Origin of the sequence: Cloacibacterium rupense (assembly GCF_014645495.1) — a bacterium.
Classification (GTDB): Bacteria; Bacteroidota; Bacteroidia; order Flavobacteriales; family Weeksellaceae; genus Cloacibacterium; species Cloacibacterium rupense.
The window spans coordinates 24275-45612 of record NZ_BMLV01000005.1; the positions used below are offsets into that span (position 1 = coordinate 24275).

The following is a 21338-nucleotide window of genomic DNA, read 5'->3' on the forward strand; positions in this document are numbered from 1 at the left end:
CTTTAAATATCGTAAGTATATGAAAAACTTGACCTTCAAAAAAGTAATTTACATTATTTTAGGATTACTGTTTGCATTAGGACTAATTATGGGGATAAGCTATCTCATTAAATCTAATTCCAAAGAAAATGAAATTTTCTTAACCAGAAAACCTATGGTAAGAGACATGGATGACAAAGTGATGGCTACTGGAAAAATAGTCCCTAGAGAAGAAATTGAAATCAAACCTAACATGTCTGGAATTATAGACAAAATCCTAGTACAAGAAGGTGACAAAGTAACAGTAGGTCAGCTGATTGCTACCCTAAAAATTGTACCAAGTGTACCACAAGTAAACTCAGCTCAACAAGAAGTACAAAATGCTAATCTACAAATTAACAATGCTAAAATTAACCTTAGCAACCAACAGCAGCAGTACAATATGCAACAGAGGTTATACAATCAAGGAGTAATTTCTAAACAAGAATTTCTCACTGCCCAACAACAGTTGCTAAGCATGGAAAACCAATTAAAAAATGCTTACCAACAATTCCAAACGGCACAGAAAAATTTACAAATTGCCAGAACTGGTGTTGCAGATGGTTTACAAAGTTTAGCCACTACACAAATTCGTTCTAAAGCCAACGGAACAGTATTAGAAGTACCTGTAAAAGTAGGTTATCAGGTTATCGAAGCTAACCAATTCAATGCAGGAACTACCATCTGTAGCGTTGCAGACCTTAATTCCTTGATTTTTGAAGGAAAAATAGACGAAGCACAAGCCGGAAAAATAAAAGAAGGAATGGATATGAATGTAGTAATCGGTGCTTTACAAAACAAAACCTTCCCAGGGAAAGTGACCATGATTGCTCCTAAAGGAAAAGACGAAAGTGGAACCATCAAATTCCCAATAGAAGGTGACGTTTTCAATCCTAATAATGAATACATAAGAGCTGGTTTTTCTGCCAACGGAGAAATTGTTTTGAGTTCACAAAAAAATGCTCTTCTACTAGATGAAAGCCTTATCCAATATGAAAAAGATAAAGGAACAGACAAACCTTTTGTTGAGGTAAAACAACCCAACGGAAGCTTCAAAAAAACGTATGTTAAGTTAGGTGCTAGTGATGGTATTAACGTTCAAATTCTATCTGGAATTGATAAAAATGCAGATGTAAAAGTTTGGAATCCATCAGATAAAGACAAAGAAGAACTGAAAGAGAAAAAAGGAAAATAACACTAAGTAAATATTACCAAAATCCGACTTATCTAGTCGGATTTTTTCTTGATAATTGGTCCTTTAAAAAAGTACACTATATTTCTATCATTAAATGACAATATTTAAGTATTTCATCTCAATTAAAGACAAAAAAACTCCGAAAATTTCGGAGTTTAATTTTATATTTTATTTAAATCTTAATTATTGCTTTACAATCTGAGTTACCTTTTGGGTATTATCAGAAAGAGTATATCTCATCAAATATTTCCCTGGTTTTAGCTTGTCTAATCTTACTTCTGCAGAATTAGCATTAGCAGAAACTTCTAAAACCTGAGTTCCAATAATCGAATAAAAGGCAATAGATTTTACTTTTAGAGAAGGGTTTTTTGCTTTTACGATGATAAAATCTCTCGTAGGATTTGGGTATGCCACCAAAGCACCATCATCTGATTTCTGAGAAGCAGATAGCGGTTCTTTCAATGTTTCTTGAGCCTTTGCCTCACCAGAAAACATTAAAAAGCTAACCGAAAATGTAACAAAAAATAAAAATTTCTTCATTATACACTTTAGTATTTTACAAATTTATTCAAATTAAAGGATATACACAATAGTTTTAATTAACTAAATTTGCAAAGTATAAAACAAATTGTATTCCAAAATGATCATTTTTTCAAGAAATAGAAGATTAAGAACCAACGAAAGCATCAGAAGCCTTGTAAGAGAAACCGTTCTCACCACAAACGATTTTGTGATGCCAATGTTTATAATGGAAGGAGAAAACACCCAAGAAGCCATTCCTTCTATGCCAGGAATTTTCCGCAGAACCATAGATTTAACAGTGAAAGAATGCAAAGAATTATTCACTCTTGGGGTAAAAGCTGTGAATATTTACATGAAAGTTTCAGAAAATTTAAAAGATAATCTCGGCACAGAAGCTTGGAACAAAGATGGTCTTATGCAAAGAACCATCAGAGAAATTAAAAATGCCGTTCCAGAAATGATTATCATGCCAGATGTTGCTTTAGATCCTTATTCAATATATGGACACGACGGAATTATCACCAACGGACAAATAGACAATGATGCTACCAACGAAGTTTTGGCTAGAATGTCTGTTTCACTTGCAGAAGCTGGAGCTGATATTGTTGCACCAAGTGATATGATGGACGGAAGAGTTGCCGCCATCAGAGAAGCTCTCGAGGAGACTGGGCACATCAATGTAGGAATTTTGAGTTATGCCGCAAAATATGCCAGTTCCTATTACGGTCCTTTCAGAAGCGCACTAGATTCTGCTCCGAAAGATTTTAATGAAATTCCAAAAGATAAAAAGACCTACCAAATGGATTTTCATAATTCAAGAGAAGCCCTAAACGAAGTTTATAAAGACATAGAAGAAGGCGCAGACATTATTATGATAAAACCAGGTTTGCCTTACCTAGATATCGTTGCAAAAGTGCGTCAAGAAATAGATTTACCCATCGCAGTTTATAATGTAAGCGGAGAATACGCCATGCTAAAAGCGGCTGCACAAAACGGTTGGTTAGACAATGACAAAGCCATTATCGAAAGTCTTACCTGCATCAAAAGAGCTGGCGCAGACATGATTTTTACCTATGCTGCCAAAGAAGCTGCCATTTTATTGAATCATTAGGGCGCCAAATTCCAGCTTTCGCTACTCGCTTTTTTACTGCGGCTGCTTCGCCGCCGTAGTAAAAAGAGCTCAAACATGCCGCTCAATCTGGGGCGCAAGTTCAGGAATTTTCAGAACCTAATTTTCTAAAAATAACATTCAGTTCAAAATACAACCAACCCTTTCAGCGTTATAAAAAATACACAAAAAACGCAGAAAGGGTTTCGCAATTTAGAAAGCGAACCATTTCGAACAATCAAACAATTTCAAACCACATCAAACAATTTTTATATCTTTGTCTCTATGATTTTACGTGGCGAAAATTTAATTAAAGAATACGGTCCCAAAAAAGTAGTAAAAGGCGTAACCGTAGAAGTAAAAAAAGGAGAAATCGTAGGTTTACTTGGTCCCAATGGCGCTGGTAAAACTACCTCATTTTATATGATTGTAGGCTTGGTAAAACCTACTTCGGGAAAAATAACTCTTGACGGAAAAGACATTACCAATGATGCCATGTACAAACGTGCACAAAAAGGAATTGGTTATCTCGCACAAGAAGCTTCTGTTTTTAGAAAATTGTCTGTAGAAGATAATATTTTGGGCGTTTTACAGCTGACCAAAAAATCTAAGCAAGAACAAATCCGCAGAACCAATGAACTGATAGAAGAATTTTCTCTAGAACACGTTCGCAAAAACCGTGGAGATTTGCTTTCAGGAGGAGAAAGACGTAGAACCGAAATTGCACGTTGTCTTGCAACAGACCCAGATTTTATTCTTTTGGATGAACCTTTTGCAGGAGTTGACCCAATTGCTGTAGAAGATATTCAGAAAATTATCAGAAGTTTGGTAAAAAAAGACATCGGTGTACTCATTACTGACCACAACGTACAACAAACTTTGGCAATTACCAATAAAACCTACATTATGTTTGAAGGCAACATCTTGAAAGAAGGTTTACCTGAAGATTTAGCCAATGACCCAGATGTAAGAAAAGCCTATCTTGGCGAGAATTTTAGATTTGAAAAGTTTTAAAACATCTATTATCTAACCTCCACAATTTTATGAAAATCTATACCAAAACTGGCGACAAAGGCGAAACCTCATTGTACGGAGGAACCAGAGTTTCTAAAGCTGCTGCAAGAGTAGAATCTTACGGAACTTTAGACGAACTCAATGCGTTTATTGGTTTAGCAAAATCCGAAATTTCTGACGAAAAAGTTTTAAATCAATTGAAAAAAATTCAGTTTGATTTATTTACTGTAGGTTCAGAAGCGGCAACTCCAACTGATAAAATGCTTTTAGCCAACGGAAAAAATCGTTTGGATTTAATGATTTCCGAGAAAGAAATTACAGAATTAGAACTTTGGATGGATGATTTTGATGCAGAGCTAGAACCTCTAAGATTCTTCATTTTACCAAGTGGCGGAAAAGCAGCAGCCACAATTCACGTTTGCAGAACCGTTTGCAGAAGAGCAGAACGCGCAATGGTTTTCCTAAACGAAACCGAAGAAGTAAGACCAGAACTCATCAAATATCTCAATAGATTGTCTGATTATCTATTTGTTTTAGCAAGATATATTTCTAAAATCTCTGGCGAAAAAGAAGATTTTTGGAATCCGAGTGAAAGAACTAATTAACTTTCAAAATGCACGGCCCTGACAAACTCACCATTTTTCCGTTAGATAATTATGATAGATTATGTTTTCTAAAAAACATAATCACAAATCCCAATATTATTGTTGGTGATTACACGTATTATGATGATTTCGAAGATGTGCATAATTTTGAAAAAAATGTAAAATATCATTTTGATTTTACAGGAGATCAATTGATTATTGGTAAATTTTGCATGATTGCTTCTGATGTGAAATTCATTATGAACGGAGCTAATCATCTTAGCAACGCTATTAGCACCTATCCTTTTGCGATTTTTGGCAATGGTTGGGAAAACGCAATGGAAGGAAAAACATATCCTAACAAAGGTAGTATAGAAATTGGCAATGATGTTTGGATTGGCTACAATGCTACTATAATGGCAGGGGTAAAAATAGGAGACGGAGCGATTATAGCTACCAATTCTACTGTGGCTTCAGATGTAGAACCTTATACAATTGTTGGTGGAAATCCGGCCAAAGAAATCAAAAAAAGATTTTCATCAGATATAATAGAGAGGCTTCTAAAAATTCAATGGTGGAATTGGGACATTGAAAAAATAACTAAAAATGTTCAAAATCTCACAGATTTAGACCTCGAAAAATTAGAAAAAAATGCCTAAAACTGCTCTACTTTTCATCAACGGAACTCCACCGAAAAATCTTCCCAAAACGGAAGCTTATGATATCATTGCATGTACAGATGGTGCTTTTCATTATTTGAAAGAGAAAAACTTCGATTTAGAAAAACTAGATTTTATTTCTGGGGACTTCGATTCTCATACAGGAAGTGATGAGAATATTTACCACGAAAAATTTATCCATACCCCAGACCAAGATTTCACCGATTTTCAAAAAGCATTAGATATTTTAAAGAATAAAGGCATCAAAAAAATAGATGTTTATGGTGGTAGTGGTGGCGAACAAGACCATTTTTTGGGGAATTTACACGTGGCTTTTTTATTTAAAAACGATGTAGAAATCACTTTTTATGATGAATTTTCTAGTTATTTCTTTATTCCGAAATATTTTGAAATAGATAACGTAAAAGGTAAAATGATTTCTCTACTCCCCTTTCCCAAAGTAGAAAATTTGACTACAGATGGCTTAAATTGGGAACTTCAGCAAGCAGAACTAAGCCTTACCCAAAGAATTGGGACAAGAAATTTCGCAACAAAAAATACCGTAAAAATCTCTTTCGAGATGGGTGATTTATTAGTATTTATCGGTCTATAAAGACTTCCTGAGATATTTCATCTATAGAATTCTAGTTTTCTGTATTTTGTGACTTCAAAAAAATCAATTTTTAGCATAAAAATCCAATCTTTTTTATCATTTTTGTAGTCTTAAAATTTTGTATAATTTCTGGTCGCTTTTCACCGAGCTTCCGAAGTCATAACCCATTAATTATCAATGAAAATAAAATATTCTGAACTGATAGATCAAACGCTTTATTTTCCTCAGGAAGAGCTTAAGTATGAAGATCATCAACTTTACTTTCACGATATTCCTTTGATGGATTTGGTAGAGAAATTTGGTACTCCGCTTAAATTTAGTTATTTGCCAAAGATTTCTGAAAACATCAAAAAAGCCAAAAGCTGGTTCAAAGATGCCATCAAAAAAAATGAATACAAAAAATCTTACAGATATTGCTATTGTACGAAGTCTAGCCATTTTTCTTTTGTCTTAGAAGAAGCCTTAAAAAATGATATTTCTCTAGAAACTTCATCAGCTTTTGATATAGATATCGTAAGAAAACTCTATGAAAACGGTAAGGTAGATAAGGATATAGAAGTAGTTTGTAATGGTTTTAAAACAGATGATTATCTGAACAAAATTTCAGATTTAATTAATCATGGTTTTGAAAATGTAATTCCAATTTTAGATAATTACAGAGAACTAGATAAATTGACAGAAAGTATCGATACCACATTTGACATAGGAATTAGAATTGCTTCTGAAGAAGAACCAAAATTCGAATTCTATACCAGCAGATTGGGAATTGGGTACAAAGACATCATCCCATATTATAGTCAAAAAATAGCAGAGCACCCCAATGCAAGGTTGAAAATGCTTCACTTTTTCATTAATACAGGTATTAAGGATACTGCTTACTATTGGAATGAATTGTTCAAATGTTTACGTGTATATGCACGTTTGAAAAAAATAGCACCAGAAGTAGATTCTTTGAATATTGGCGGTGGTTTTCCGATAAAAAATTCTCTACAATTTGATTATGATTATGAATACATGATACAAGAGATTGTGTATCAAATCAAAAAATTCTGTGAAGAAGAAGGCGTAGAAGAACCAAACATTTATACAGAATTTGGAAGTTTCACGGTAGGCGAAAGCGCAGGAAATCTTTACCAAATTATTTCTCAAAAACGCCAGAACGATAGAGAAAAATGGAACATGATAGACTCATCTTTTATGACTACATTACCAGATTCTTGGGCTATTTCTAAGAGATTTATTATGCTTCCACTTAACCGTTGGGAAGACTCTTACGAAAGAGTTTTCTTAGGCGGATTGACCTGTGACTCTGATGACTACTACAACTCTGAACAGCATGCCAACGCGATTTACTTGCCTGTTTTCAGTGATACTAAACCCCTTTATATCGGTTTTTTCAATACGGGTGCTTATCAAGAAACCATCAGTGGTTTTGGAGGAATCCATCATTGCCTAATTCCCCAGCCAAAGCATATTTTAATACAAAAAGCTAAAAATGGAAAATTGGTTTACGAAGTTTTCAGCGAAGAACAAAAACCAGAAGATGTACTCCATCTTTTAGGGTATAAATAATAATGAAGGTTCAGAAAATTCTGAACCTTTTTTTGTTATAATGATTATTTTTTTCTCTAGTTTCTCATAAAATCTGAGTACATACTTTTTAAAATTATAAAATATTAGAAAAGAAAAAGAATTAATAATACATTATTTTTAACAATTCACTTTTTTGTTTAAAACATCTCTTAAAAAAAATAATCTTGATTTGCAATTTTGGTTTACTTTTTATCACTAACTTTGAGAATATCAAACAAATTTAATTTAAACACTATGAAAAAAATTTTCCAAATGGCTGCACTAGCCCTTTTAGTATCATCTGTAGCTATTTCTTGTAAAAAGAAACCTAATGACACCGAACTTGCAACCCAAGCAATTGAAATTGTAAAAGCAAATCCTCAAGCTTCTGTAGAGATAAAAGATGGCATTGCTCACCTAAGTGGTAATTTTGCTACACAAGCAGAAAAAGATGCCATGATAGCTTCTCTAAAAGCAATCCCTGGAGTAAAAGATGTGATGGATATGGCAAATGTTGTTCCTGCTACCCCTGTAGCAACAGCATCTGTGGTAGATCCTGCCATTCAACAAAAATTAGCTGATGCGGTAAAGGATTTTCCTAGCGTAAAAGCAGAAGTAGTAAATGGTGAACTTACCCTAACTGGTGAAGTAACTGCAGAACAAGCTAAAAAAATTAAAATGTCTGTAGATGCACTTAAATTAGGAAAAGTAAACTTTAAGTATAACGTTAAAAAATAATCTGAATATGTCATTACAAGATAAATATGCAAGCGTAGTTTCTGCAGCACAAGCAGCAGGAGTTGCCGACCTAAAAGTAGTAGAGCAAGATGGTATTTTATACATCTCTGGCACAACCAGTACTAATGATGCTAAAGATGCCGTTTGGAATGCTCTAGGAGCAATTGATGCTAGTTTTTCTGCATCTGATATCAATATAGATGTACAAGTTTCTGGATTGGCTGCTGGTACACCTCTTACTGTAATTACTGATAGTACCAATCTCAACATTAGACAAGAACCTTCTACAGAAGCTGCATTGGCCGGCAAAGCAGCAAAAGGTGAAGTAGTTACTCTAGTAGAGCAAACTTCTGGAGAATGGTGGAAGATTTCCACAAAAGATGGCGAGGTAGGTTATGCTTATTCTAGATATTTGAAAGCATAAAACAATACTCTAAAAACAATTTATTTAAAAACCTCTGTGATTGCAGAGGTTTTTTACTTTTTTTGAGCAATATTTTTTTTAGATATTATTTATTAAAGGAATAGTTTATATTTGTAAAACATTGAAAAAATAATATGAAAGGACAAAATAAACTTTTTTTTGCGATTATTATTGCCCTAATTTTAGGGGTTATTATTGGAGGGGTAGTACACACCCAATTTCCTGATAGCATAACTTCTTTTTCTAGTAATATCAAACTTCTAGGCACCATCTTCATTAGATTAGTACAGATGATTATTGCGCCATTGGTCTTCACTACATTGGTGGTAGGAATTGCTAAAATGGGAGACACTGCCATGATTGGTAGAGTGGGCGGAAAAGCGATGCTTTGGTTTATTTCTGCTTCTTTAATTTCGTTATTATTAGGTTTGGTTTTAGTGAATTGGTTAGAACCTGGTCGTGTTACCCAACTACCCATTCAAGATGCTCAATCAGCTTCTGAAATCATCAATAATAGTAAAGGATTTTCACTAGAAGATTTTGTGAAACATATTGTTCCTAAAAGTATTTTTGAGGCATTTGCTACCAATGAAGTATTACAAATTGTGTTATTTTCTATTATGTTTGGGGTAGCACTTTCACAGTTTAGTGATGATTATTCTAAACCGATTATCAAAGCATTAGATATTACCGCTCATGCTATTTTAAAAATGGTGGGTTACATTATGTGGGTAGCACCTTTCGGTGTTTTGGGAGCTATCGCTGCAGTAGTAGCTACCAATGGTTTTGAAATTTTCAAAGTCTATGCAGTTTACCTTAGAGATTTCTTCTTTGCTTTAGGAATATTATGGTTGCTATTGTGCATTGTAGGATATTTAATTCTAGGAAATAGATTGTTTGAATTATTAAGAAGAATAAAAGCACCTTTGTTAATAGCATTTTCAACCACCAGTTCAGAAGCTGTTTTCCCGAAATTGGTAGAAGAACTAGAACGTTTTGGCTGCAACAATAGAATTGTTTCTTTTATTTTACCACTAGGCTATTCATTCAATCTAGACGGCAGTATGATGTATATGACTTTTGCGTCTATCTTTATTGCACAGATTTATGGAATTGAGATGAGTGTGGGTCAGCAAATTACGATGCTATTGGTGTTAATGCTCACTAGTAAAGGTATTGCTGGTGTTCCTAGAGCTAGTTTGGTGATTATAGTAGCTACTTGTTCTATGTTTGGTATTCCACCAGAAGGGATTGCTCTAATTTTGCCGATTGACCATTTCTGTGATATGGGAAGAAGCATGACCAATGTACTAGGAAATGCACTTGCCACTTCTGCAGTTTCTAAATGGGAAGGACAACTAGACCACCACGGTGGCGAATTATAAAAAGCAAAAAACTCCGAAAATGATTCGGAGTTTTTTTATTGAATTTTTTCAGAAAGATTAATAACCTCCAGAAATATTTTCATTCTTAATGAGTGCTTTAGCAGAAGAAGTTCCTATTCTTTTCACGCCCATATTAATCATGTTTTCTGCTTCTTCAGGCGTTCTTACACCACCAGCAGCTTTCACTGGCAACTTACCTGCATTGGCTAGCATTATCTGTATCCCTTCTACAGTAGCACCATTTGGTTTTCCGCCTTCGGTTTGGTAGAAACCTGTAGATGATTTTACAAATATTTTTTCTAAATCTTCATCTTTAAAACTTTCTTCAGCCCAAGTAGCAATTTTATTGGTAATATCTGCAATTTGGTTATCTGTAAGAGCCGCAATCTCAATAATCCATTTAGCAATTTTACCATGTTCTAAGCAAAGTTGAGTACATTGTACAAATTCTTTTTTCACCAATTCTAGCTCACCACTTTTGTAGGCTTCATAATTGATGACGAAATCCAGTTCATCTACTCCATCTTCTATTGCTTTTTTTGCTTCAGCCAATTTATACTCGATAGAATAAGTACCTTCATGGAAACCAATTACCGTTCCTATAACCACATTGGCATTTTTTTCGGTAAGAAAAGTTCTCACCGGCTTCACATAATCAGGTCTAATCATGACTGCAAAAATATCGTTATCAATCGCTTCTTGTGCGAGATCAATAACAATTTTAAGCGTTTCTTCCTCAGAAAGGCCAGATTGAGCTGGGGTTTTTAGGTACGTAGAATCTAAATAAGAGTTAATTTTCATCTGTTTATCATTTTAATTTTCAGATATAATGCTTATCAGTACGCCCTTTGTTTAAGAAAAATTATCTAAAGCGCAGATTACATTACACTTTTAATTGTCTATTAATACTTTGCTCCAAAGATATGAAAGTTTCTGTTCTTGTAACGCCTTTTAGTTTTTGAATTTTATTAAGGATTTGCATCAAATGGTCATTGTCAATGCAAAGAACTTTAAGGAAAACCGTCCAATTTCCTGTGGTGTAGTGAGCCTCTACGATTTCATTGATTTCATTCAAAGATTTTATTAAATCTTGAAAATGGCTAGGCTGATCCATATATACACCGATATATGACACTACTTTGTATCCTATTTTTCTAGGATTAAGGAAAGAAACAGAATTTTCTATTACACCTGCTGTTTCCAATTTTTTAATTCTTTGGTGTACTGCGGTAGTAGAAATCCCGATGTTTTTAGAGATTTGTGCCAAAGAAGTTTTGGCGTTGTCCATTAGCATGTAGATGATTTTTTTATCTACTGCATCCAATTTGTAGCCTATTTCAGTTACGCTTTTCATTTTTTACTTATATTAGTTATTTATATCTGTTTTTAAAACGACATATACGGGATAGTGGTCACTATAACCTCCTAAATACCTCGTACCTGCGTATGTACGAAAAGGTCTGCCATGGAATTTTTTATCCCAATTACTGATCTTTTCAGAATTAAAAACTACTGCTTGCTGAAATTTAATTGCTGATTCTGGCTTGAAGAAATCCTCAGATAGCATAATCTGGTCGAATAACAAACCGTCTTTATAGTGAAAAGTAGAATAGTTTTTATTTTGAAAGAGCGTTTCGAACTCGTTTCTCAAAATTTTATTCATATTCTCGTCATAAAGCAGTTTTATTATATTTTCTTCAACAGGATTTTCATTAAAATCACCGCAAACAATAACTGATTCTCTACTTTCTTGAACTATTTTTACTATTTTCTCATTAATAGAATTTAGTATAAAAGCTCTTTTAGGTTTATTAATGTCCCTTTCTCTTTTAGAGGGCAAATGTGCTACAAAGACATTAATAATCTCTTTACTGAAATAGTTTAATCTGCAATGCAAGACATCTCTCGTAGTGTCTAGATTGTCAGGATTTTCATGGTGTTTTTCGAATACAAAAGAGATGGCTTCAGCATCTAAAATGCTTATTTTTCTCTTATCATATAGAAGTGCAGTATCTACACCTCTTTCGTCTAGTGAATCATAGTGAACAATTCCATACTGATGATTGAAGGGTTCTAACTCTACTAGGTCGTTTAAATTTTCTTGGCTATTAACTTCTGCTAGGCCTATGAGCATGGGTAAGATACCTTCTCTTTCTTCGATGAGTCTGAAAACATTCGCAATTTTGTGCAGTTTGTTTTGGTATTTTCTCTCGTCCCAATTTCTTAAGCCAGATGAAGTAGGGTCTAATTTATGAGTAGGTTTAGGGTCTGGTGAAAATAAATTTTCAACATTATAAAAAACAATCAGCTCTTTGGCTGAATTTTTTGCCTTTTCTTGCATCAAAAATTAGATTTTGCAAATTTAGTAAAAATAATTTATTTTTCTTAATAATCTTTCAGTAAATCAGGTCTTTTTAATTTTGTGATTTCTAAAGCTTTTTCATGACGCCATTCTTCTATCTTACCAAAATTCCCACTTAGAAGCACTTCCGGAACTTTCATTCCTTTATAATTTTCAGGTTTAGTATATATCGGCGGAGATAATAAATCATCTTGAAAACTATCTGTCAATGCACTTTGCTCATCATTTAACACGCCTGGCAAAAGTCTAATGATGGCATCTGCCAAAACACATGCTGCTAGTTCGCCTCCTGTTAAAACGAAATCACCAATAGATATTTCTCTAGTTACGTGTAAATCTCTGATTCTTTGATCAATTCCTTTATAATGACCGCACAATAAAATAAGATTTTCTTTTAAAGAATAAGTATTGGCTATTTTTTGGTTAAAAGTTTCCCCATCTGGAGTTAGATAGATAATATCATCATAATCTCTTTCAGATTTTAGTTTAGAAATGCATAAATCTAGTGGCTCACACATCATGACCATACCTGCACCACCACCATAAACGGTGTCATCTATTTGGCGATGTTTATTGAACGCAAAATCACGAACATTATGAAAATGCACCTCTGCTAAGCCTTTTTCCATTGCCCTTTTTAAAATAGAAGTCTTAAACGGACTTTCCATCAAATCTGGCACTGCACTTATGATATCTATTCTCATTGTTCGGTTTTATTTTTTTTGTTGGGTAAAATAATTAATCTTAAAGATGAATCTTTATTAAGGTAGCTCCACATCCAATTAAAGAAAATAGCGAGCTTATTTCTAACACTTAAAATAAGCATCAGGTGTAAAAACATCCAAAAATACCAAGCAAAAAATCCTTGGAATTTTAATTTTGGTAAATCTACTACAGCCCTATGTTTTCCTATGGTTGCCATACTACCACGGTCTATATATTCATATTCTTGCCAATCTTTTTCAGATTTTTTTAAGAAATTTTGAGCTAAATTTTTCCCTTGATTGATAGCCACATTGGCCACCTGAGGATGTCCATTAGGATATTTAGGGGTTTCCATGTAGGCTATATCTCCTATAGCATAAATATTATCAAAACCTTTTACTTTATTATAACGATCTACAATGTATCTATTATTTTTAAGTGCACTATCATCTAATCCATCAATAATATTTCCTGTAACACCTGCTGCCCAAATTACATTATTGCTTGGGATGTTTTTTCCACTTTTTAAAAAAACTTTATCTCCATCATAGTCTATCACTCTATCATTTGAAATAAATTTTACTCCTAAATCCTTCAAATATTTTTCAGATTTTTCTTGAGATTCTGCGCTCATTACTGCAAGAGGTTTGTCTGTAGAACTCACTAAAATGATTTCTAAATCATTAAAATTCATTCTAGGATAATCTCTTGGTAGAATTTCTCTTTTCATTTCGGCAAATGCACCTGCTAGTTCTACGCCTGTAGGTCCAGAACCTACAATTACGATATTCCAATTGCCATCATCGGTAGATTTTCTTTCTATAATTAACTTTTCGAAGGTTAGTAAGACATGATTTCTGATAGAGATTGCTTCTTGTGTATTTTTCATTCCAAAGGCCAAACTTTCCATTTTCTGATTTCCAAAAAAATTAGTTTTACAACCCGTTGCAATAACCAACTTATCATAATGAAAAGTAGCATCTTCGGTAATGATTTTATTTTCTAATGGTAAAATTTCTTTTACCTCAGTCATTCTAAACTGAATGTTTTTAGAACGCTGAAAAATCTTACGAAAAGGAAAAGAAATATTAGAAGGCTCTATCCTTCCGGAAGCCACTTGATAAAACAAAGGCTGAAACATGTGATGATTGGCCTTATCTATCATCATCACTTTTTTCTCAATTTTACCATTGAGTTTTTTAGCAAATTGCAACCCTGCAAACCCGCCTCCTATTACAATTATTTTATCCCGAATTTCCATACAACTTTGGCAAAAATACTGAAATTATTTTTCTAAAAAGTTTACTTTTGCAAAACTTATGTCTAAAACAAATTACAAGCCTACCCAAAAACGCAAATTGCACAAAAACCGAAGAAAAAATTACCAACTTCGGAGATGGATATTGCTTGCTATCTTGGGCATTTCATTGTTATTTACAGGATTTTATCTTAAAAACAAAATTGTATTTTACTACGCAAAATACTTCCATAAAAATACACATAAAAATTTAAAAAACAGCGAAGTAGAAGCTGCAAGAATAGAAAAAATAATCACAGAATACCATGATAAAACTTTCGGCTTTGACATTTCTCATTATCAAAAAAAAGAAGATATCAACTGGGATAGTCTTACCATTGCAAAAGATGCCATAGAGTTAGAATTTGTGGTAATGAGAGCCACTATGGGAAACAAAAAGAAAGACAAACATTTTGATAATTTCTGGAAAAAATCAAAAGAATATCAATTAATAAGAGGCGCTTACCATTTCTATAGAGCAGATGAAGACCCTGTGATACAAGCAAATAATTATCTAGAAAGTGTACAACTAGAAAGTGGCGACCTGAGACCTGTTTTAGACATTGAAAAAGTCCCAAGGAGAAAATCTAGAGAAAAGTTTATTGAAGATCTAAAAGTTTGGCTTAAAATAGTAGAAGAAAAATACGGCGAAAAGCCAATTATATACACTTATTATCATTATTATAAAGATCATCTAAGGGGAGAGTTTGATGAATATCCGCTCTGGTTGGCCAATTATAATGATGTGATGATTCCGTCTCCGAATGATGAATGGGAAATGTGGCAATTTACAGAAAACGGAATCGTAAAAGGAATTAACACCAAAGTAGATCTGAATATTTACAACGGAAATCTGTGGAGTTTAAAAAAATTAACTTTAGACTAAATTATAAAAAATGCTTTTAGAACAACTAGACCAATCTCCTGAAACTATCGATTTCAAAGAAGTAATTGCTTACATTGATGAAAATTATGATTTTACACCTACAAAATTCATTAACGGTAATGTCACCAATGAAGCTAATCAAAATAATGGTTCTTCTAAAATCTTTAGTTTTGCCAAAAAGCTTGATCTATCTGTGGAAAAGACCTTAGCTTTATTCGGGGAGTTTTACAGAGAAGACGTACTGAAAAATCCTGAAGGAACAGACCACCAAAACATAAGGAATTTTATGAAATACGGTTGGGAAAAGGTTTTGTTTGAAGGAAATGCTTTGAAATCAAAATATGAATAATCACTTTTTGGTTTTTTTCAAATTCTCAATTTCTTTGGGAGTTACTGTTTCATTTGCGCCTTTTTTGGTAGCAACCATCGCACCAACTGCACATGCAAATTCTAATGATTTTTCGGGGGTTTCTTTTTCTGAAATTTTAGATAATAATGCTGCCAAAAAACTATCTCCAGAGCCTACTGTATCTTGCACTTTCACCTCAAAACCAAGATGTTCGTAGAATTTTTCGTTGGTGTAGAAAACTGCGCCATCTTTTCCACGTGTTATGCAGAATGTTTTTACACCAGTAATTTTGGCTAATTCTAGTACATTTTTTTGTAAATCAGTTTCAGGAAATTGGAAATGATGGGCGAGAACGACCAATTCATCATCATTCATTTTTACGAGTGAAGATTTTTTTATCAAATCTAAAATAAAATCCAAATCATAATGAGGGGCACGAAGATTGACATCAAAAACCGAAAATTTTGATTTTTCAATTAATTTTAAAAGAGAATTTTTAGAAAAATCATTTCTACAAACCAACGAACCGAAAATAAAAACATCTGCATCTTCTACCAAATTCATCACTTCATCATTCACTTCTATAAAATCCCAAGCTGAGGGAAAAACGATTTTGTAGCTCGCATTTTTTTGTTCATCAAGCGTTACTGCTACAATTCCTGTCGGAATTTTCTTATCAATTTGAATGAATTTTGTTCCGATATTTTTTTCGATAATTGGTAAAAGTTCTTTTCCTAAATCATCTTCGCCGATTTTGGAAATCATTTCTGCTTCCCAACCCATAGATTTTAGACGGAAAGCTACATTCATTGGTGCGCCTCCTGCAACTTTATATTCTGGGAACACATCCCACAAAACTTCACCAAAACAAACTGCTTTTTTCATTTTTTTCTAAATTTTTAAAAATTTCGTTATCCGTAGCCCGACTTGATCGGAAATCCTATTTTTGCGGCTGGAAAAGCTTGGGCAAAAAAAAAGATTGGGAGCGGAAGGCATAAACAAGATGAAAACGAATGTTTTTATCGAAGTTTACGAACAAAGTTCTAGCTGCCCAAAATATTTTAATTTGATAATTTTTCTGCTAAATCTTCCAAAGTTTGTCCTTTCGTTTCTGGCATGAAGAACGCTACCCAAACCAATTGCAAAATCATCATCAACGTGAAAATCCCAAAAACTGCAGCCGCACCAATTTCCTTGAACAAAAACGGAACAAATGCAGGAATTAGCGCCGCTAAAACCCAATGAACAGACGAACCGAAAGATTGCCCAGAAGCTCGTAATTTATTCGGAAAAAGTTCTGAAATAAATACCCAAATTACCGCTCCTTGTCCGATGGCATGAGCCGCAATGAACAGAAAGAAGAAAATGGGAACCAACATTCCTTGCCATTTTAAAATAAATGCCAAAGTAACCAAACCGAGCGAAATAATGTAGCCAATAGAACCGAAATACATCAAAGTTTTTCTGCCAAATTTATCAATGAGTGAAATTCCTATAAGTGTGAAAACCAGGTTAATAACTCCAATCCCGATGCTGCTTAAAAACGAAGCTGATTTTGCTAAACCTGCCAATTCAAAAATTCTTGGTGCGTAATACAAAAATGCGTTAATTCCTGAAAATTGATTGAAAAAAGCAATGAAAAATGCCAACATTAATGGAATTCGGTATTTTTTCATGAAAATATTTTCGCTCAATGTTTCGTGCGATTTTTCGTTTTGTATAGCAAAAATTTCTGCTTCAATATCGTTTTCTAGATTGATTTGTTTTAGAATTTTTATGGCTTCTGTTTTATCGTTTTTGTATTCGAGCAACCAACGAGGACTTTCTGGAACTCCCATCACCAAAATAGTGTAAATTATTGCGGGAATCATCTGAATTCCCAACATCCATCGCCAAGAATTTTCTCCTAAATTTTGTAAAAAATAGTTGGAAACAAACGCCATCAAAATTCCGAAAACAATGTTGAATTGGTACATCGCTACCAATCTACCGCGTTTTTCGGCGGGTGCAATTTCCGAAACATAAGTTGGCGCAGCAATGGTAGAAACCCCAATTCCTAAACCTCCCAAAAATCTGAAAACCGCAAAAACATAAGGATTTCCTGCAAAAGCACTACCAATTGCGGAAAATAAAAATAAAATTCCAATGATTATTAGCGTTTTTTTTCTTCCAAAATTGTTGGCAGGATAAGAGCCAAAAATAGCACCAACAACCGTTCCCCAAAGTGCAGAACTCATCACTACCAATCCGTGAAAAAGGTCGGAAGAATTCCAGATGTGTTGTAATTGTTTGTCTGCTCCAGAAATTACCACGGTGTCAAAACCGAATAAAAATCCAGCTAAAGCAACGACAATTGACCAATACAATAATTTATTTTTCATAGTTTATTTATTTTTCCAAATGGAATTTGTTTTATTGATTTTCAGATTTTTAATATTTATTTTTTGATTTGAATTGAGTTTAAAAATCGAATAATTTTCCGTAGGAAAATAAAGATTAGTAAAAGAAAATTCGCCGTTATTTAACAAAATTTCTACTGAAGATTGGTCTAATATCAATTGAACATTTATAATTTTTTGATTTCTCAAATCCAAGGTTTGAGGTTTTTCGGCGAAAGTTTTATCAAAATCAATTAATCCAGATTTTGAACGATTCGTAGTCAATTGATTTCCTTTAATTTCAATTTCAAAAACTTCATTTTTAGCATTTGAAAATTCAATTTTAAAATTATTTTGAGGATTTTTTACATCAAATCTTATTTCAACTTGAGATAAATCTACTTTCTTTTCAAAAGGTAAATTCACGTTTTTCGCAGAGAAAAGTGGCGTTAAAATTTTATTGAAATTTTCTGCAATTTTTTGTTTTAAAATATATTGATTTCCTACTTTTTTTAGTGATAATTCTCGTGGTAAAGTCATCGCGCTTCGCCAAACTTCTGTAGGAACTTTCTGTGCATAAAACCAATTGCTCATCCACGAAATCATGAGTTTTTTTTCATTCGGAACGTTGCCAAAAGTGACACCTGCATAAAAGTCCATTCCAGAATCCATCCAAATCGATGGTTGAGAATTTTTAAAAACTTTGCCGTCAAAATCTCCCACAAAATAGCGAGTTCCAGAACCACCATTTGGTGCTTTTCTGTCGTGATTTTGTATGAGAACCCATTTTTCTTCTTTAGAATTTTCGACTTTTAATTTGATTAAATCTGGGCATTCCCAAGTTCCTACGTCAATATCGTTTTCAGGTTTGAAAGAACTTTCTAATTTCCAATTTTTGAGATTTGGCGAAGAATAAATTTGCAAATGATCATGAACCGCCAAAACCATCGTCCATTCATGAATCAAATCATTCCAGAAAACTTTTGGGTCACGAAAATCTTGTTCACCAGAATTATTTAGCACCGGATTTCCTTCAAATTTCGTCCATGTTTTCCCTTCGTCTAAACTGTATGCAATTCCTTGACTTTCTGTGTTTTTGTTTCCTGCTTTCCAAATTTCATCATTGTGATAAGTGAAAATGGCAACCATAGCATTTTTACCAAAACCTGCAGTATTTTCTTTATCGATTACGGCACTTCCGGAAAAAATCCAACCCAATTTATCGGGATAAAGTGCGATTGGAAGATGTTTCCAATGAATTAAATCTGTGCTTTCTGCGTGTCCCCAATGCATTGGTCCCCAAATATTTGCATCAGGAAAATATTGATAAAATAAGTGATACTTTCCGTTAAGAAAAACTAAGCCATTGGGGTCGTTCATCCACATTTTTGGAGGGGTAAAATGAAATTGAGGACGAAATTTTTCTTGGTATAGTTGAGAAAAAATTTTACCGATGAAAAGAAATAAAATTAGGCAAATGATTTTCAGTTTCATAAAATGGAGTTAAAGAATTAAAGGTAGCAATTTTTTAGAATTTATATTTAATAAAAAATAAATTGCTAATAAAGATGAAAAGTATCAAGATTTTTTCAGTGAAAATTGGTGTTAATACTTTTAATAGATAGAAGTAAAAAGAAAACCACAAGAAAAACTATAAGCCGGATTCTGTTTCCCGACGAGGCGGGATGCTTGTTATTTATCTACGATTTACATTACTGCAAATCTTGAGCTGTTTACCCCTCGATTTTCGCAGCGAGCAACTGCTAGTTTTAGAATTTCTTCTAAAACGCTCGATATACTTAACATTGCATCGCATAGAGTTTACCTGGTTTCACTACAGCCGAACTGTACTTGCTTTCTGTTGCACTTGTCCTCGTCTCGCGACGGAAGGCCATTAACCTTTATGCTGCTCTGTGATGTCCGGACTTTCCTACCCCAATTTTTTGGAATCAACAAGCCGTTTTTCTTGTGGATTGCAAAGATAAGGAAATTGTTGGAAGATGGGAGTTGAAAGTTAGAAGAGTGGGTGAATGGGAGATTGGGAGAGTTTTAGAGTTATAGATGACTGTTTCGAACAACTTCAAATTATTTCAAACAATGTCAAATTATAAATATAGTGTTCATTTTTTGCTGAATTTTATTTCTGCTTCTGTATTGCGCCCCGACTTGAGCGGAAATCCTTTTTATAAAAATGCATTGGGAAAAGCATTGGATTTTATAAAAAGATTGGGAGCGGAAGGCGGAAATTGGCGCCCAAATAATATGAAAAATTAACATTTATATTGGTTAAAAAATTACACTTTATTCTTATATTCGCTACTTAAAATAATAGGTTTTGGACGCTAAGCAGAAAGAATTTTCTCAGTTGGTAAAGAATAATCAGGGGCTTATACTGAAAGTCTCTAGATTGTATACCAATTCTCTGGAAGATGAACAAGACCTTTTTCAAGAAATTGTGTTACAACTCTGGCGAAGTTACGACTCATTTAAGGGGCAATCCAAAATTACGACTTGGATGTACAGAGTGGCGCTTAACACAGCAATTACGCTTTTTAGAAAAAAAACAAAATCTCCGCAAACAGATGAATTGATGGATTTTCATCAACGGGCGTTTATGGAAGATGATGGCGAAAAACAACAACAAATTTCTCTGCTCTACAAGGTGATAAAAATGCTGCCTAATGTAGAAAGAGCGATTGTGATGATGTATTTGGATGATATTCCTTATCGGGAAATAGCGGAAAACCTAGGGATAACCGAAGTAAACGCAAGAGTGAAAATGAATAGATTAAAGAAAACTTTAAAAGAACTGATGCTGCAACATGGCTAATCAAGATTTTAATATAGATGATTTAAAAAAATCGTGGCAAGAGCAAACGGTGACTGAAGTGTACGGAACTTCGGAAATTGAGGCGATGCTGAATAAGAAATCTAGAAACTATGTGAAATACATTTTTTGGATTAGCTTGGCTGAGTTTATATTTTTTGCTTTTCTGGGTATTGGTAGTATTTTTTCTTCGGATAGTAATGATAGTTTCTTGAATATTCTGAAAAAACTGGGGTTAAGAGTTACTGATGATATAGAGATGGATTTTGGGCACTTGTATTTTTCTTTGAAACTATTAAGTTTATTGATTACAGCGGGTTTTGTTTTGTTGTTTTACAAGAATTATAGAAAAATAAAGATAGAGTGTAACCTGAAGAATTTGATTTTACAAATTATCAGATTCAAGAAAACCGTAAATGCTTTTATTTTAACCAATATTATTTTATTAATTTTCTTTTCTTTTGCGATTTCTTTTTTCACCATCAAATCATTAAAAGATCAAAATATACATCTAGAAAACCCGACCATTATAAGTCTATATTTAGGAATATTTATTGGACTAAGTTTCGGGATTTTGCTGGTGCTGATTTACTACAGAGTAGTTTACGGAATTATTATGAGGAGATTGAGTAGAAATCTAGAGCAATTACAAAAAATAGAACAAGAGCAATAATTAACAAAAAACCTTCAGAATCATCTGAA

At 33.5% G+C, this 21338-nt stretch carries 24 protein-coding genes and 1 other RNA gene; 15 read left to right on the top strand and 10 right to left on the bottom strand.

Going from position 1 to position 21338, the window contains the following annotated elements:
* Positions 1-19: 19 nt before the first annotated feature.
* Positions 20-1213, top strand: a complete 1194-nt coding sequence (locus IEW40_RS10685; RefSeq protein ID WP_188618092.1) for an efflux RND transporter periplasmic adaptor subunit — start codon at positions 20-22, stop codon at positions 1211-1213.
* Between the two features lie 183 nt (positions 1214-1396).
* Here the strand turns inward: IEW40_RS10685 and IEW40_RS10690 are convergent, their stop codons facing one another.
* Positions 1397-1753, bottom strand: a complete 357-nt coding sequence (locus IEW40_RS10690; protein ID WP_188618093.1) for a T9SS type A sorting domain-containing protein — start codon at positions 1751-1753, stop codon at positions 1397-1399.
* Positions 1754-1853: 100 nt separating this feature from the next.
* On the opposite strand from IEW40_RS10690, the gene hemB reads away from it, so the two are divergent.
* The 9 genes from hemB to IEW40_RS10735 all read left to right on the top strand — a co-directional run bounded on the left by hemB (position 1854) and on the right by IEW40_RS10735 (position 9832).
* Positions 1854-2846: a porphobilinogen synthase gene (hemB, locus tag IEW40_RS10695; RefSeq protein ID WP_188618094.1), complete on the top strand. Its 993-nt coding sequence runs from the start codon at positions 1854-1856 to the stop codon at positions 2844-2846.
* Between the two features lie 282 nt (positions 2847-3128).
* A complete protein-coding gene (lptB, locus tag IEW40_RS10700; RefSeq protein ID WP_188618095.1) occupies positions 3129-3857 on the top strand; it encodes an LPS export ABC transporter ATP-binding protein in 729 nt (242 codons plus the stop codon).
* A gap of 29 nt (positions 3858-3886) precedes the next feature.
* Complete coding sequence (locus IEW40_RS10705; RefSeq protein ID WP_188618096.1) at positions 3887-4462, top strand: cob(I)yrinic acid a,c-diamide adenosyltransferase; 576 nt, start codon at positions 3887-3889, stop codon at positions 4460-4462.
* Between the two features lie 8 nt (positions 4463-4470).
* Positions 4471-5100: a CatB-related O-acetyltransferase gene (locus IEW40_RS10710; RefSeq protein WP_188618097.1), complete on the top strand. Its 630-nt coding sequence runs from the start codon at positions 4471-4473 to the stop codon at positions 5098-5100.
* A complete protein-coding gene (locus IEW40_RS10715) occupies positions 5093-5713 on the top strand; it encodes a thiamine diphosphokinase (RefSeq protein WP_188618098.1) in 621 nt (206 codons plus the stop codon). Before IEW40_RS10710 ends, IEW40_RS10715 begins: the two co-directional genes overlap by 8 nt.
* 177 nt (positions 5714-5890) lie before the next feature.
* On the top strand, positions 5891-7285 hold the full coding sequence (locus IEW40_RS10720) for a type III PLP-dependent enzyme domain-containing protein (protein ID WP_188618099.1): 1395 nt from the start codon (positions 5891-5893) through the stop codon (positions 7283-7285).
* Between the two features lie 255 nt (positions 7286-7540).
* Positions 7541-8023, top strand: a complete 483-nt coding sequence (locus tag IEW40_RS10725) for a BON domain-containing protein (RefSeq protein ID WP_188618100.1) — start codon at positions 7541-7543, stop codon at positions 8021-8023.
* 7 nt (positions 8024-8030) lie between these two features.
* Positions 8031-8447: an SH3 domain-containing protein gene (locus IEW40_RS10730; protein ID WP_188618101.1), complete on the top strand. Its 417-nt coding sequence runs from the start codon at positions 8031-8033 to the stop codon at positions 8445-8447.
* Between the two features lie 134 nt (positions 8448-8581).
* On the top strand, positions 8582-9832 hold the full coding sequence (locus tag IEW40_RS10735; protein ID WP_188618102.1) for a dicarboxylate/amino acid:cation symporter: 1251 nt from the start codon (positions 8582-8584) through the stop codon (positions 9830-9832).
* 57 nt (positions 9833-9889) lie between these two features.
* Here the strand turns inward: IEW40_RS10735 and deoC are convergent, their stop codons facing one another.
* From deoC to IEW40_RS10760, 5 genes are all read right to left on the bottom strand, one after another.
* Positions 9890-10633: a deoxyribose-phosphate aldolase gene (gene deoC, locus IEW40_RS10740; RefSeq protein WP_188618103.1), complete on the bottom strand. Its 744-nt coding sequence runs from the start codon at positions 10631-10633 to the stop codon at positions 9890-9892.
* A gap of 82 nt (positions 10634-10715) precedes the next feature.
* Positions 10716-11186: an Lrp/AsnC family transcriptional regulator gene (locus tag IEW40_RS10745; protein WP_188618104.1), complete on the bottom strand. Its 471-nt coding sequence runs from the start codon at positions 11184-11186 to the stop codon at positions 10716-10718.
* A gap of 12 nt (positions 11187-11198) precedes the next feature.
* A complete protein-coding gene (locus tag IEW40_RS10750) occupies positions 11199-12173 on the bottom strand; it encodes an endonuclease/exonuclease/phosphatase family protein (RefSeq protein WP_188618105.1) in 975 nt (324 codons plus the stop codon).
* Between the two features lie 44 nt (positions 12174-12217).
* Positions 12218-12898: a tRNA (guanosine(37)-N1)-methyltransferase TrmD gene (gene trmD / locus IEW40_RS10755; protein WP_188618106.1), complete on the bottom strand. Its 681-nt coding sequence runs from the start codon at positions 12896-12898 to the stop codon at positions 12218-12220.
* On the bottom strand, positions 12895-14160 hold the full coding sequence (locus IEW40_RS10760; protein WP_188618107.1) for an NAD(P)/FAD-dependent oxidoreductase: 1266 nt from the start codon (positions 14158-14160) through the stop codon (positions 12895-12897). The genes trmD and IEW40_RS10760 overlap by 4 nt, the downstream gene beginning before the upstream one ends.
* Positions 14161-14218: 58 nt before the next feature.
* Here IEW40_RS10760 and IEW40_RS10765 point away from each other — a divergent pair, with 58 nt between their 5' ends.
* Complete coding sequence (locus tag IEW40_RS10765; RefSeq protein ID WP_188618108.1) at positions 14219-15082, top strand: GH25 family lysozyme; 864 nt, start codon at positions 14219-14221, stop codon at positions 15080-15082.
* A gap of 10 nt (positions 15083-15092) precedes the next feature.
* Positions 15093-15431, top strand: a complete 339-nt coding sequence (locus IEW40_RS10770) for a HopJ type III effector protein (RefSeq protein WP_188618109.1) — start codon at positions 15093-15095, stop codon at positions 15429-15431.
* Here the strand turns inward: IEW40_RS10770 and IEW40_RS10775 are convergent, their stop codons facing one another.
* The 4 genes from IEW40_RS10775 to rnpB all read right to left on the bottom strand — a co-directional run bounded on the left by IEW40_RS10775 (position 15432) and on the right by rnpB (position 19778).
* Positions 15432-16316, bottom strand: a complete 885-nt coding sequence (locus IEW40_RS10775) for a carbohydrate kinase family protein (RefSeq protein WP_188618110.1) — start codon at positions 16314-16316, stop codon at positions 15432-15434.
* 176 nt (positions 16317-16492) lie between these two features.
* Positions 16493-17812 (bottom strand): sugar porter family MFS transporter, encoded by a 1320-nt coding sequence (locus IEW40_RS10780; RefSeq protein ID WP_188618111.1) that lies wholly within the window; start codon positions 17810-17812, stop codon positions 16493-16495.
* Positions 17813-17815: 3 nt separating this feature from the next.
* Complete coding sequence (locus tag IEW40_RS10785; protein ID WP_188618112.1) at positions 17816-19303, bottom strand: glycoside hydrolase family 32 protein; 1488 nt, start codon at positions 19301-19303, stop codon at positions 17816-17818.
* Positions 19304-19447: 144 nt separating this feature from the next.
* Positions 19448-19778: RNase P RNA component class A (gene rnpB / locus IEW40_RS10790), an RNA gene on the bottom strand.
* A gap of 128 nt (positions 19779-19906) precedes the next feature.
* Between rnpB and IEW40_RS10795 the strand changes: the two genes are divergently transcribed.
* The 3 genes from IEW40_RS10795 to IEW40_RS10805 all read left to right on the top strand — a co-directional run bounded on the left by IEW40_RS10795 (position 19907) and on the right by IEW40_RS10805 (position 21309).
* Positions 19907-20083: a hypothetical protein gene (locus IEW40_RS10795; RefSeq protein WP_188618113.1), complete on the top strand. Its 177-nt coding sequence runs from the start codon at positions 19907-19909 to the stop codon at positions 20081-20083.
* Between the two features lie 61 nt (positions 20084-20144).
* Positions 20145-20639 (top strand): RNA polymerase sigma factor, encoded by a 495-nt coding sequence (locus tag IEW40_RS10800; RefSeq protein WP_188618114.1) that lies wholly within the window; start codon positions 20145-20147, stop codon positions 20637-20639.
* Positions 20632-21309, top strand: coding sequence for a DUF8845 family protein (locus IEW40_RS10805; protein ID WP_188618115.1), 678 nt, complete (start codon positions 20632-20634; stop codon positions 21307-21309). Before IEW40_RS10800 ends, IEW40_RS10805 begins: the two co-directional genes overlap by 8 nt.
* Positions 21310-21338 lie beyond the last annotated feature (29 nt).